Origin of the sequence: Aquimarina megaterium XH134, from assembly GCF_000520975.1 — a bacterium.
Lineage (GTDB): Bacteria > Bacteroidota > Bacteroidia > Flavobacteriales > Flavobacteriaceae > Aquimarina > Aquimarina megaterium.
Genome location: NZ_JACB01000015.1, coordinates 132,290 through 146,437 on the forward strand (window position 1 = coordinate 132,290; position 14,148 = coordinate 146,437).

A 14,148-nucleotide genomic window follows, 5' to 3' on the forward strand; every position below is an offset into this window, starting at 1 on the left:
ATACTTCTAATTCAAATAAATTGTCAATAGAATGGTTAGATAGTTCAATCTCTCCTGCTACTAGACTAAAATAAGTTTTTTCTTACATAACCCGAATACAAAGTTCAAACCTCACACCTCTAAATATCAATAAGTTAATTGTGTTTATGAATTTCGCTATAAAAAAATCCCTTGTAAAAATGAGTGTTTACAAGGGATTTTAATCTAATTCGTGACCCCGGAGGGATTAACTAGTGTTGATCCCTACAATGTTATGCGCTGAAAACCAAAGAGTTATCAGATTATTTTGAAGTAGCTTAACAAAATTGATATGATTTTTTGAAAGGTAATCATATAAAAATCAAGTAGTAATTAAGTCTCTCTCCTACTCCAATCTCGAACCTCTGGACTCATAACCCGAAGGTCACAGGTTCGAGTCCTGTTTCTTTTATTTTAAGCTTCTGATTTTCAGAAAATTACTTATTTATTAAAAAATCAAATTCAGCACGTCAAGCACGATTTTCAAGCACGGTTGGTGTACTTTTTTTTATAAATATTTGATTTTAATTATTTATAGGTTTAAGATTAATTGCACCCTTAGGGCATAAAATGGATCAAGCTCAATTGTTGTGTTTAGGCAAATATTCTGGTTAATCTAAATAGGAAGAATTCCTTGTTTTTTACATTTTTGGTTTTTTTTCGTTTCATGACTATAGTATTTTTTTATTTTGGAGAATGAATAATAACATTAGTATAATTAAAGATAACTTGATGATCTCTATCAGAAGCTTTAATATAGTTGAATGTTGAGAAAGTAAAGGTGAGTATAGACGTGAATTCAATGTAAGAAAATCATGTCAATTCGATCTGACATAGGATTCAGAATAGTAATTTTTATTCCTAAAAAAGCTATTCTCGATACATTTTTTCTCCATTTCATTTTGAAAAACCGCTCGAATTGAAGCTTTTATATGCATTCTAGTTTATGTCGTACTCTGGTTATAAAGGTTTCTTTATGTAAAAGGTGTTTTACAGAATCAATTATAATTAGTATATTGTAGGAATTACAAATAACCCCTATAGCCATACATTGTATGGCTATAGGGGTTATTTGTTTAGTTTTTAATAATCTGTAATTGTTCTTAGGATATAATTTATCAAAAATGTCGAAAGAAATTTCATATAATTAAAAGCGATAGTAGTAGATTTAACTTACTGGGATTTAAATAATTTAATATGGGGGTATCTAATTTTGCTGTGTATATGGCATATTGCACTTTTCCGCATGGAAAAGAAAGTAAGTTCATAGAAGCAAAACGAAAAACTTTTGATCAATATATAAAGAAAAATAGTGATTATTTAGTCGAAAATAGAGCTATTGAAGAAGCTTATTACAAACCTTTAATATTTCATTTGTTTGGTAGCTTCGATGTTGTTTTTATATCACTGATAGATAATTATAAGTTTTGTCAGAAAGTTTTTGATATAGGTGAATCTGAAGATCAAATTTCTGCTAATTATCAAATTATTACTGGGTATTATGATAAAAATTACCTTCCAAAAGGTGGGGAAAATTGTTTGAAAGGTTATTTTCCTATTGATAACAAAAAGACAAATAAAGTTTCGAAGCATAAATATGTACATATTACAAACTTTAAATTGAATAATGGTCTTTTATTGGGTAATGGAGATCAATTTGTTGATGAAGTGTTAAAACATATTCATTCAGCTTTAAATGAGTACGAGTTGGATTTTTTATTATTCCGATCATTTAATTGGTCAGAAATAACATTAATACAGTTTGGAGATGATTTAAAGGAGCTACAAAGAAAAATTATTGATTTTAGAGAATTAAGTCTCTCTGAACTTGCGAATAACGTTGAGAACATTAGTCGAGATTCCTTGTATCATGATTTGTTTACTACTAATGGAGAAAAAAAAATTGACCATAGCCATGTTTTTGTTGATTCTCATTCATATTCTGGTGTAGATTATTTTGAATTTAATAAAAAATATGATAACAAAGATAACCCTTATAAAGATGATATGTTTAAATCATCCATTGAACTTCAGGTGAAACCTGGGCACCTTAATCCATTATATAATATCCTTAAGAAAAACTCAGTGTTTGATGAATCAAAATTAAAGTTTAAGAATGGTAAAACAGATTACTTAGTAAAAGAAAAAGAATATGAGAGTTTTATTTCAAATTATAATCTTAATAGATTCTATCACCATAATGGAGATGAGTTAGCACAACACATAAGAAAGTTAAAAACGAATTACTTATTTGATATTAATGAACTTAATATTGAGTCTAAAGAGGTTAGTGATTTAGGAATCACTAATTTTGGAGAAGTGCTATCCGAAAAATGCACTATTGATATATCGGGTATAAAAGAGAAGCTCAAGAAACTTGGGATATCAAGACAACTGAGAGAGAAAATATTAAAAGCTTTTTATAATTTCAACAATTTGATTACTGATATAGTCCTCTACGCCGAATTCATAGAATTAAAAGACTATCTATTATATCTAGAAAGAGATATAAACAATGAAATTAATAGTCTAGATTCTTTTTTTTTAAATCCTGTGAAAATTGCAGGAGCTAATATAAATGATAAAAATACTTTTGGAGTAAGAAGAATTGAAGAAAAGTGGAAGACAATACTTGAGATCTATGAAGAAGCGTACCATAATAGAGTACATAACAATTATCTATACGAAGATATTAATGAGTTTAGTATTGATTTTAATTGTGCCGTAAATCAAATCAATACAATTCATGACTTTATGGTGAAAACCGTTAATAATTTTTTCTTTCCTAGATTTAAAGATCAGATTATAGTGACTCAAAATGCGATAGACACAAAATCGAATGTTCTCAATGTCAATTATAATGTATACCATTTTTTAGAACCTTCATTGATATTTACTACCTTATTTAAGGAAGTTATTAACGGATTTGAACAAAGAGCAAGCAAACCTGAAAAGAATGAAAAAGGAGAGCTAGTATCTGTACCTTTATATAATAAAACGAATCATTTTAATACTTTAAAAAGGAAGGTTTATGAGGATATTGGGCAAAAACTGAATGAAAATGAAACTCAGAGAGTCCATTTTGATAATTTTGATTTCTTTTATTTTTTTGCAGATATAGCCAAGTTGGGATTTACTTTTTTATTCGATTATCAGTTGTATGAGTATTGGAGTTGGACATATTTTCTTCAGGATAGTAGTCACTATCAAAATAATGGTTTGCCTGATGAAGGGTTATTTCAAAAAGAATTATTACGAATTAGTTTAATAAAAAGATTCTTTAATGATGAAGATGAAAACTTGGTGCAATCTCCAGTTCCTGAGCTTTTTGATTTATGGCAAGAATCCATTGAGGATATTCATGAACTTGCTAAACAAATAATTGATTGTAATCATTTTAAAGAAGATATTAGGTTGTTTTCTGAGTATATATTTATTGATAAATTCAAAATGGATAATTCAAATTATCAAGTAGCAGTAGGTACAATGGAATTAGAGATGAGGAATAAACTGCCAGATCAACATGGTAAGATTAATAAAGGAGAAATGAAGTTACTGACAGGTCTTAAAAAACCTTTTCCAGATAATAATTATCCGGTTCCGGATGCTTACCTACAATTAAAGTTAATTAACTGGTCTTCTCTTTACATTCAAAGTGAAGATGGTAAAAATGGTTATAGAGGAGAGCTAACAAAACTTTTTAAACTAGAAAAAGGGGCGTTATATCTTATTTGTAGCATGAGTCATGCTACACTTTCTCTTTTTAAAGAAAAAGGAGGGGCAATTAAGTTACTACGAAGAGATTGTAAAAAAGGAAAACCTTTACCCGATTTTACATGTAAGGAAGGTGCTTCGCTTTTTATAGATCCATTTGGTGGTTTTTTTCACAATTCAGAAGATCTGAAAAACGAATATTTTGCGCTTAAAAACAATATTATTAGTATTCTTTGGCATTTTGCTATGATAGACAAAAAAAGATTATTCACTAAAAAACAAAAGAATGAAACGGATACTCTGGCTTAGCGATATTCATTTGAATGGGGAAAGCGAAAATAATGACACCAAAAATTTACTTACAGCATTTCAAAGGAAGTTAAAAAGTATAGGCAATATTGATTATTTAGTTATTAGTGGAGATATTGCTAATACAGGTGATAATGACAAACATTATAAACTCTTTTCAAAAAAAATAATAGCACCTATAAAAGATGCTTTTTCGGAAATTAAGATAATATCTGTTCCTGGAAATCACGATGTACATTGGGGGCAAGCTAAAAAAGAAATTCAAAACTTTTTGATGAAGGGAGGGAGGATGCAAGAAAACAAACTCCAAGAGTTTAAGGAAAAAACAATAAATTCAAATTATTATGACAGCGTTTTTATGAAATATAATAAATTTCATAATAATTTTCATAATAATATTTCAAATACTCCAAGTGATACATTCTCAAATAATTATTCCGATGATAATGATAATACTATTGTATTCACGAATCTAAATAGCGCCTGGTTATCTATTGGAGTCTCCGCTATGGAAGGAGATAATAACTTTAGAAAAGTTCAAAACACATATTCTAACACCATATATGCTGATAAGGATAAAACACAATTGATATTTGAAGAAGTCGGAAATCAATCTTATGGTTTTACACTAAGTAACATCAATAAAGACATTAGTAAATTAGAGAACGAGCTTATATCTGAATATAAGGATTCTTTCAAGATTTTGGTAGCACATCATCCACCTAATAATTGGCTAAGTTGGGAGGAATTATATAATAGTAGTATTAATGATAAAAGTGAATTCAATAAATTTATAAATAAAACGGATATTGACTTGATGCTGGTAGGTCATGAGCACACATCTTTGGTTGAAGGAGAATTGATTTTCGGTAAAACATTAGTGCTTAAAGCTGGGATGTTTTTGGATCATCATGAAAAAGATCATGATCTTTCTTGGTTTAAAATTTTAGAAATAGAGGAGCAGGAAAAAATAGTAAGAGAAAAATGGTACAATTATCATCCAGCTGGCCCCTTTTGGAAGGAAGCCCAGGAATATGGTATGGAGTACAAGAATTGGAAAAGTATTAGTAGCCCAATTATAAAAGCGAATAATAGAATCAATGATTCTGAGCATAAAGTATCTAAAGCAGATTCATCTAATATTTTAATATCAGATGATGATGAGTTAAAATCAAAAATAAATAGTGCCAAATCTTGGAAAAAAGAAGCTCTATTTAAATTAGTAGGATTTCCTGAAAACCTGGAATTTCACACTATTAAGAAAGGTTTATTGCTATATTCGTATAAAAAAGAGGAAAAAACCCCTATTTTATTTGTTATTGATAATATCGAAGATGTTTTTTCCAACAACCCCGATGATTTACCAAAAAATTCTTATATTGAAGCACTATTGGCTTATTTAAAAGAAAATAATTCTCACTCAGATATATTTATATTTTATATGTATTCGTTTGCTAATAAGGAAGATAAGGAGAGTCAAAAATATCTTAAACGAATCATTCGTAAAAAATTTGAACATTTTAAATATATCATCTTCAACAATGATCTTTGTAAAAGTAAATTAAAAAATGCTAAATTTGCAATACGCATGGTATAAGATATTATGGAAAAAGATAAAAAAATAACATCTGCTATTAGAGGAATCCTCAATGATTTGTTAGCTTATGCAAAAGAAGATAGCTACCCTGCTATTTCATTTGAAGATCTTACTTCAATAGTTATTGATAATGATAAGGATAATGTTCTTAATGATATTAATTATATAGAATCAAGAAAAAAACTAGAAGAATTAATGGTAAGTGATTATAATTTACCACAAGATACGTATAAATCACATTTTATTGAAAACAGTTTTATTAAAGGTGTCTCTTTAAAACAAGAATTAGAAGAAGACAAGAATGTGATTAAAGTAGATGATGAATCTTTGGATATTACCTTACGTGTTTTGGAAGCAGATGCACTTATATACCGTCATAACAACGATAAAGAAACTTATATTGCGGGTTAAATAAAGAAAGTTTTTTTTCAATCCAGCTATTTGATTTGTATTTATATGCTTAATAGATAAACCAGACAGGGAAGTTATTTTTCGTTTTGTTCTGTTAATTTATAATTTTTTTCTATATGCATTATTTTTTCTCCTCTACGGTATAGAGTTTTACAAAGTGTAGATTCATAACAATTACCATTGCCAGTGAACTTATAATGGATGATGCCTAATTGTTGTGTTTATGCAAAATTTATGTTAATCTAAATAAAGTTCAGAACCCTTATTAAGTCTTTCACTAATTCGTTTACGAAGTCGTTTGGGCTGTAATACCTCAATACTCTCCCCAAAACCTAATAACAATCTTTCCAATTCAAAATTAATTTTCACTTTGATACTTATTATAATACTGCCATCATCATTTTGCTGTTCGAGTATTTGTGAATGATGTAATGGTTTAGTAATTACATATGGAGTTAGTACAAGTGGTTATTACAATTGGTTAAAACTAGGTCCATCAAAACGATGGTTAGAAAACGAAGCTATCTCTCTGCAAATAGGCACTATTTTTAAAGAAAGCTTTGAAAGTTATGGAGCTCCAAGAGTTAAAGTTGAGTTATTAAAACGTGGTTATCGTGTTTCTAGGCCCAGAGTAGCTAGACTGATGAAAGCTAATAAATTATTTGCTAGAAGAAGTTGTAGATTTATAGTTACTACAGATGCTAATCATAGCTATCCAATAGCCCCAAATATCTTGAAACAAAATTTTTCAGTTGATAGAGAAAATCACGTTTGGGTATCTGACATTACTTATATCCAAACCAAACAAGGCTGGGTATATTTGACGGTAATTATAGATTTATTTCATAGAAAAGTGGTAGGATGGTCAATGAGTCTAACATTAAATACCAGTGACACTATCATTCCGGCTTGGAATATGGCTGTAACATCAAATACTATCAGTAAGGAACTAATTATTCCATTCTGATAGAGGAACTCGATATGCTAGTTATAGATTTACCAATATTATAAAAAGTTATAATGGATTAATAAAACAAAGTATGAGTAAGAAAGGAAATTGTTGGGATAATGCCGTAGCTGAATCGTTCTTTAAAAGCTTAAAAGTAGAGTGGGTATACAAACACAACTATGGACTTAGATCAGAAGCTGAGCTATCAATCTTTCAATGGATTGAAACTTGGTATAATAGAAGAAGAATACACTCTAGTTTGGGGTATAAAACTATAGAAGAATTTAAAATAGAAATGTTTAATCAAAAAGTAGCTGCATGACTCTTAACTAAATGTCCACTTTTTAGTTGCAAGTCCACAATTTTAGACCCTCTGGTTTTTGGACAACAAACTTATTAAAAAGCAAATAGATTTGTTGGTCACAAATGTCAATTTTTTCTCGATAATATTCATAAATTGAAAAACAATCCTTTAATAAAAAACTAAATCTTCTTTCCATTCCCCTTCACGAGATAAAGCAATCTCTTTCTGACTTTTCTTTACTCGTATATCCGCTAATGAGGCTAGTTTTTTAGGATCTCTTTCTCCATTAATTATTGCTCTTATGATCCTTTGGCCGGTCTTACCATTAATATCTCTAATAGCAATATCTAACCTAATGTTCATTAAACATAAAGATTTTTGCATTTTATTGGTATACTTTGCACACTGCTTGATCAAGGTTTGTCTATGATAGTAATAGGTTTTTAGCTGTCTTGTGCATTCATCTGGTAAAAAACTACTTCTCAATAAACCAAGACTATGTAATTTTTGAATCCATTGACAATCAACACATCAGTCTTCTTTAATTTTATATTTTTTAATTTGATCTTTTATTGGTGAATTTGGGCTTTTTTAATCAATATCTTTAAACTTCTTATATAAAAAACCTAATATGGCTACTACAAGAGTTGCAGAAGTAAATCCAGCACCTATATTTTCGGAAAAAGCGAAAAAGACAAAACGAACAAGACCAATAGCTACAATTATAATCAATATCTTAATTAAACATCCCCCTGTTTCAAAATCATCATATCCATTCTTTTTAAATCTACGTCTGCCTATCCTTATTAAAATATAACCAGGCAATATAACAACAATAAAGAAAAAGATAATTAAAACCATAAGTATCTCTGTATCCTTTACAATCAAATCCCCTCCCTTTATATACGTGTCTATACAGGAAGCTGATACACATATAGAACAGAAAATAATCCATATTAATCCTATAACACTTAACTTATTGTTAAAATATTTTCCCATCGATTTATTGAACTTTATTGATTTTATTTAAATTTTCGTCATCAATTGATTTTAATATAGAAATATACGGTCATGTTCTTTGGTCTTGTTTCATTTTCTCCATTGGGTTCAGTAGAGAATCCAGTATTAGTTCCTGTATCAATTGATATGAAAGATCTAGGACCACTTGATCCTCCTCCAGCTCGAATGTTATGAGAATGTTTAGAAATGTATCAGATTGTAGTTTTCCTACAGGAGTATTGCCTGGATTAGCTTGATCGGGTTTAACAGGATATACTCCATCGAACTTGACTTCGTAATCACTAGTATTCCTTAAAAACAAACCTCTTAAATCAGGAACATCATTAAGTTTAGATCCATATATAGAATTATTAACAATTCTTCCATCACAAGGAGCCCATTTTACAACTTTCATATCTGATGAATACTCAAGGTTATTTATTGATAAGAAAGTTTCATATCTTAAAACAGAGCTTATGATTGTACCTACTGGTAAATTTTCAACTTTATGAATGAAAACTTTCCCGTTAATAGTATCTACTTTACTACCTGTAAACTTTTCTAAAAATTTATCATTCACTTCTTTTCGTATATCTGGTTTTATACCCTCTGCAAGTAAACCACTAAATTGTGTTATAGCTACTGTTAATATAGAAGCAAAAGCTCCAATAACTGCAATTCGTATTGTCTGTTTAGCTGTGATTTTTGCAACCTGTACTTCAGGTTTCTCTTTTTCTTTCTCTTCTGATTGAGTGTTTTCATTTTTAGAATCCATTCCCTCTAAGTTTAAATTGAACTTTTGTTTAAAGCAAAATACCCCATATCTAAAATCATTAGATACGGGGCAATTCTTTTTCTTAAGTTGCTGTAAAATTACAAAAAAACAAAATAAATTACTGATTGTTAGGTATTTGTTTTTTTTGCTAAATCAGTTTATTGAACTTTTAATTCTACTTTGTTTTTATAAATAACCTTTCATTAAAATTTGCATTCTCCATAATAAAAGACTCTGGTTGGTCTTTCATATGGAATCGACAATCAAAACTTGAAAATCTATCTTGTTGTGAATCACCTTCAATTACTATTTCAAAAAAATCATCATTATTTTTTTTAAAACTTATTTTTCCTTCAGACAAAATTTCACTCTTACCTTGATTATTAATAAGCCACAGTTTAGCTATTCCATGAAACAATGAACTTAAACTTTTATTATGATAATGGGAAACATATAATGATACATAAAAATTTTGAAAATGGGGTTGTAACTTCCATAGACACAACTAACATATCATTAGATTTTTTACTTAAAAATTAAATTATATGGCTTTACAAAGGAATTATTATACAGATAAATTTTTAGATGAAGACTTTGAACAGATCGTGATTTATAAAGAAAATCAGGTTAAAGAAAAATATAATGAAAAATCATTAAGGGACTTATATTTTGATGACGCTCTTAAAATAAATAAGGCATTGATTTCCGAAGATATCACCAATAGATATTATCGAGATATTAATAGGAATAATAGAAGGTTAATGCTTGAATATCTTGATCGCTGTATTAAAGAAGATTTATCTGATTTGTCTTACAAAGAGAAGTTAGAACTTAAAGCAGTTTACATTAGTGAAGTGTCTTCTCATTTAGGGCGTTTAGGTTTTGAAGTAAATCGTTATTGGGTGTTTTTTATAGCTGCTGGATTGATATTCCCGGAATACAGGTGAAGCTTATCAAGTAATAGACTCCCTCAAAAGGATGGGAATTAAGGTGAATTCTATAGAACAGCCTTTGAATCTTGATCAGCCCGACAATAAAATTATGCTAGCTATTTACTTAGCTGTACCTGAAGTTGAGAATGACAAAATATCGATACGGACAACGGAAGGTTCTAGGAGAGCAAACAAAGAGGGATGCTGGACATCCACCGCTCCAATTGGCTACAAAAACCAAAGAACTTCAGAAGGAAAAGCTTCTCTCGTAAAATCCGAAAAATCCGAATTAGTAAAAGAAGCATTTGAGTATATAACAAAAGGGTTTCCTGCTGATGAAGTGAGAAGAATTATGCACAAGAAGGGTTTGAATATTTCTAAGTCTAGGTTTCATTTATTAATAAAAAACCCTGTTTATAATGGAAAAGTGAAAGTTCCTGCTTACAAAAACGAAGATGAATATTACGCAGAAGGTCTCCATGATGCTATTGTTTCCGATCAATTATTCAATCGAGTCCAAGATATTCTTAAAGGTAGAAAAAGAAGTAAAAAGAAATGGTCTACAAAAAATGAAAACTTACCATTGCGAGGTCATATATTATGTTCAAAATGTGGCAGAATATTAACGGGTAGTGCTTCAACAGGGCGATGGGGAGGGAAATATTATTATTACCACTGCCGATTGGGTTGTAAAGAAAGGTTTAAGGTAGATCAAGCACATGATATGCTCGACGATTTTTTATCAAAATGTACAATTGACAAAGGGATAAGTGATTTGTATTATGATATTGTTAGTGAACGATATGGAAACAATAAACAGGTCAGATCAACTAAAATGAACAGGATAAATAAAGAAATTAAAGAACTAAAAGAGATCATTAGTAGAGCTGAAGATAATCTTTTTGAAGGTAAAATTGGTATCGCAACATTTGAAAAAGGAAAGGTAAAGTACCTCAAAAAAATTACTGATTTAGAATTTGATCATTCGGAATTAAAAAATCACGGGTTAAATTTTATGACACAGATAAAAACAGCCCTTAAAATCTTTGAAAACCTTAAAAACTTATATAATAACGCCTCATGGGAAGGAAAACAGATGCTAATGGGTTCGATTTTTACAGAAAAAATAATTTTTGAAAAAAATAGGTGTCGAACCCTATTAAATATGTTTTAAAATACTGATTATCAATTAATAAATAAAAAAAAGTGGACAAATAAAAAATTACTTACCCACTGTCGTGACCCCAGAGGGATTAACTAGTGTTGATCCCATTGTGCTCCCCTTTGCAAATAGAAAACCACGAGCTAGCGCTCTGGCTCTTTATTTTTCTACGAAACCTTGAAGTTTTTGGATTCAGGTTTCTCCAAAAACAAAGAACCACGCCGATGGCGTGGTTTTCTGCTTGTAGTGACCCCGGAGGGATTCAAACCCCCAACCCTCAGAGCCGAAATCTGATGCGCTATTCAGTTGCGCCACGAGGCCATTTTTCTTATATTAAGATAATTTACTTTTTACTATTGTAGAAATTGTTTTTCCATCTGCTTTTCCTGTTAACGCAGCATTTGCCATACCCATTACTTTACCCATATCTTTCATTCCCTCTGCACCAGTCTTAGCAATAATATCCACTACTATTTTTTCGATCTCTGCTTCGTCTAATTGTTCTGGTAAAAACTGCTCAATCACTTTTGCTTGTGCCAGTTCGGGTGTTGCCAGATCATCTCGTCCTTGTTCTATAAAAATTGCAGCACTATCTTTACGTTGCTTAACTTGTTTTTGCAATAATTTTAATTCCTGATCTTCGGTAAGTTCTTCTTTTGCTCCACTTTCTGTCTGAGCTAATAGAATAGCTGATTTTACAGCACGCAATGATGTCAATGCATTAGTATCTTTAGCTTTCATAGCTTCTTTCATCGCCGTCATTACTTTTTGCTCTAAACTCATGATAATCGATTTTTATCTTTGGATTGCGAAGATAAAAAATAAACCGATAATCTAAGAGTAGATTATCGGTTTAGTTTAAGTATTATGTTTATTTTTTAGATTCTGGCTAAATCCATACTAAGTATAGATGAAGTCCCAGAATTACATATTTATACTTTACAATATTAGTATTCTAATTATCATTCAATTAGTCTACATTATCGTGCAAAAAAGAATTGTTTTTGCGCAATTGTATATCATCATTACTATCGGTTCCTAAAGAAGTTCTTGATAGTCCAGAATCATCTGGTTTAGTATCGACATCGATTCCTGCTCTTTTATAAGCTGGTTCTTTTTCGATATCATCGATATTAGAAGAGTTATTTCTAAACTTATAATTAAATTCCTTCATCTTAGCTCTACGTTCTGCTGCTCTGGCTTTTAGGGTTTCAGAAATAGGCTGATTAACTGGATCTGCATCTTCTACTTTTTCTTCTTCTGGAGTTGGAGCGATCGTTTTCTTTTCTAAAATAACCTCTTCATCTTCTTCTTCCATAACTTCTGCTGGCTGTGCTTCGGTTAATCGTTTTTCTTCCTCCATATAATCCTCTAAACTATACTTACGCACTCCCTCAGATGTGGTTTCTCCAACAGGAACTACTTCTATTGCATCGTTAACCTCTAAATCGAGAATATCATCACTAAGATCAAAAACAATAGGTTGTTCTTCGTCTTCTGCTTTTTGCTCTTCGACAGAAGCAATTGGTACCTTCGTAGGTTCTTCTTCGTTTCCTCCTACAGGCATATCAAAAGCTAGCGCAAACTGATCTTCTTTTTCTGTTTCGGCGTTTACTTCTTTTTCATCATTAACTTCTATTTGTTTAATGATATCTTGTGCATTAATAATCACAAAATCATTATCCGAAGAAAAAGAATCTACCACTTCGTAGGATACATCAATATTTTTTAACAGATCTGTTGTAGGTATCAACAAGGAGTCCTCATCTACTTCTTCATCTTCAATTAGTTCGTGCTTTATAATTGGTGGTTCTTCTACTTCTTTTTTCTTTGGTAAAGGAGAACGCATAGGAGTAACATTACCTGTAGATTTAGGAGATAAATCTTGTATTGCAGAACGTTGTTCGTCCTCTAGAGTATGAATTATTTTCTTAGTTTCAGTATTAACAATTTCGTCTTGTTGCTCTACATCAAATCCTGTAGCAATAACAGTTACAGAGATTGCTTCTTCTAGAGATTCATCTTCACCAACTCCCATGATAATATTAGCACCATGACCAGCTTCCTGTTGTATATGATCATTAATTTCACCAATCTCATCGATAGTAATCTCTTCTTTACCAGATACGATTAACAGGAGTACATTTTTAGCACCGGTAATTTTATTATCATTAAGTAAAGGAGAATCTAATGCTTTAACAATAGCATCATGAGCACGTTTATTACCTGAGGCATTAGCAGACCCCATAATAGCTGTACCACTATTGCTTAGTACTGTTTTTGCATCTCGTAAATCTATATTTTGCGTATAGTGATGTGTAATTACTTCTGCTATGCCTCGAGATGCGGTGGCAAGAACTTCATCTGCCTTAGAGAACCCAGCTTTAAATCCTAAATTACCATAAACCTCTCTTAGTTTATTATTATTAATAACAACCAAAGAATCTACATGAGCACGAAGTTTCTCTACTCCTAATTGCGCTTGTTCATTACGCATACGGCCCTCGAACTGAAAAGGAATTGTCACAATCCCAACAGTTAAGATATCCAGCTCCTTTGCCATTTTGGCAATGATCGGAGCAGCTCCTGTACCGGTTCCTCCACCCATACCTGCTGTGATAAAGATCATTTTGGTATTGGTATCCAACATTGTTTTTATCTCCTCATAGCTTTCTACGGCAGATTGCTCACCTACTTCTGGGTTCGCTCCTGCACCCAGCCCTTCGGTTAGTGAAACCCCTAACTGTATTTTATTAGGTATCGGGCTATTTTCTAATGCTTGTGCATCTGTATTACAAATGACAAAATCAACTCCTTTAATTCCTTGCTGGAACATGTGATTAATGGCATTACTACCTCCTCCTCCTACTCCAATAACTTTAATTACATTAGATTGATTTTTTGGTAAATCAAACGAAATGTTTTCGAACTCCTCATTTTTACTCATAATTGCTAATTTTCTGGTTCTCCTACTGTAT

The 14,148-nt window shown here is 30.7% G+C and carries 12 protein-coding genes, 1 tRNA gene and 1 pseudogene; 6 read left to right on the plus strand and 8 right to left on the minus strand.

Going from position 1 to position 14,148, the window contains the following annotated elements; genetic code table 11:
- Positions 1–1,215 precede the first annotated feature (1,215 nt).
- From Z053_RS0110890 to Z053_RS0110900, 3 genes are read left to right on the plus strand one after another with little or no spacing between them, the layout of a single operon-like run.
- Entirely contained in the window at positions 1,216–4,041 is a 2,826-nt protein-coding gene (locus Z053_RS0110890; RefSeq protein WP_025665045.1) for a hypothetical protein, read from the plus strand.
- Entirely contained in the window at positions 4,019–5,638 is a 1,620-nt protein-coding gene (locus Z053_RS0110895) for a metallophosphoesterase family protein (RefSeq protein ID WP_025665046.1), read from the plus strand. Before Z053_RS0110890 ends, Z053_RS0110895 begins: the two co-directional genes overlap by 23 nt.
- A gap of 6 nt (positions 5,639–5,644) precedes the next feature.
- Positions 5,645–6,049 carry a hypothetical protein gene (locus tag Z053_RS0110900; RefSeq protein WP_025665047.1) on the plus strand — a complete coding sequence of 135 codons (405 nt, stop codon included), beginning with the start codon at positions 5,645–5,647 and terminating at the stop codon, positions 6,047–6,049.
- 237 nt (positions 6,050–6,286) lie between these two features.
- Here the strand turns inward: Z053_RS0110900 and Z053_RS30690 are convergent, their stop codons facing one another.
- Positions 6,287–6,493, minus strand: coding sequence for a WCX domain-containing protein (locus Z053_RS30690; RefSeq protein ID WP_081748252.1), 207 nt, complete (start codon positions 6,491–6,493; stop codon positions 6,287–6,289).
- Positions 6,494–6,503: 10 nt separating this feature from the next.
- On the opposite strand from Z053_RS30690, the pseudogene Z053_RS31910 reads away from it, so the two are divergent.
- Positions 6,504–7,320, plus strand: a pseudogene (locus tag Z053_RS31910) (IS3 family transposase); the annotation flags it as partial.
- Positions 7,321–7,470: 150 nt separating this feature from the next.
- Here Z053_RS31910 and Z053_RS0110910 read toward each other — a convergent pair.
- The 4 genes from Z053_RS0110910 to Z053_RS0110925 all read right to left on the minus strand — a co-directional run bounded on the left by Z053_RS0110910 (position 7,471) and on the right by Z053_RS0110925 (position 9,494).
- Positions 7,471–7,665: a hypothetical protein gene (locus tag Z053_RS0110910; protein WP_025665048.1), complete on the minus strand. Its 195-nt coding sequence runs from the start codon at positions 7,663–7,665 to the stop codon at positions 7,471–7,473.
- A 228-nt stretch (positions 7,666–7,893) separates the two neighbouring features.
- A complete protein-coding gene (locus Z053_RS0110915) occupies positions 7,894–8,301 on the minus strand; it encodes a hypothetical protein (protein WP_025665049.1) in 408 nt (135 codons plus the stop codon).
- Positions 8,302–8,371: 70 nt separating this feature from the next.
- A complete protein-coding gene (locus tag Z053_RS0110920) occupies positions 8,372–9,076 on the minus strand; it encodes a hypothetical protein (protein WP_025665050.1) in 705 nt (234 codons plus the stop codon).
- A gap of 175 nt (positions 9,077–9,251) precedes the next feature.
- Positions 9,252–9,494, minus strand: coding sequence for a hypothetical protein (locus Z053_RS0110925; protein ID WP_152538290.1), 243 nt, complete (start codon positions 9,492–9,494; stop codon positions 9,252–9,254).
- Between the two features lie 127 nt (positions 9,495–9,621).
- On the opposite strand from Z053_RS0110925, the gene Z053_RS0110930 reads away from it, so the two are divergent.
- A complete protein-coding gene (locus Z053_RS0110930) occupies positions 9,622–10,023 on the plus strand; it encodes a hypothetical protein (RefSeq protein ID WP_025665052.1) in 402 nt (133 codons plus the stop codon).
- 31 nt (positions 10,024–10,054) lie between these two features.
- The gene (locus Z053_RS0110935) at positions 10,055–11,182 is read left to right on the plus strand and encodes a recombinase family protein (RefSeq protein WP_025665053.1); all 1,128 of its coding nucleotides are present in this window, start codon (positions 10,055–10,057) and stop codon (positions 11,180–11,182) included.
- A gap of 235 nt (positions 11,183–11,417) precedes the next feature.
- On the opposite strand, the gene Z053_RS0110940 is transcribed toward Z053_RS0110935, so the two are convergent.
- From Z053_RS0110940 to ftsZ, 3 genes are all read right to left on the minus strand, one after another.
- Positions 11,418–11,491, minus strand: a tRNA-Arg gene (locus tag Z053_RS0110940).
- Positions 11,492–11,503: 12 nt separating this feature from the next.
- Positions 11,504–11,953, minus strand: a complete 450-nt coding sequence (locus tag Z053_RS0110945) for a GatB/YqeY domain-containing protein (RefSeq protein WP_025665054.1) — start codon at positions 11,951–11,953, stop codon at positions 11,504–11,506.
- A gap of 187 nt (positions 11,954–12,140) precedes the next feature.
- Positions 12,141–14,117, minus strand: coding sequence for a cell division protein FtsZ (gene ftsZ / locus Z053_RS0110950; protein WP_025665055.1), 1,977 nt, complete (start codon positions 14,115–14,117; stop codon positions 12,141–12,143).
- Positions 14,118–14,148 lie beyond the last annotated feature (31 nt).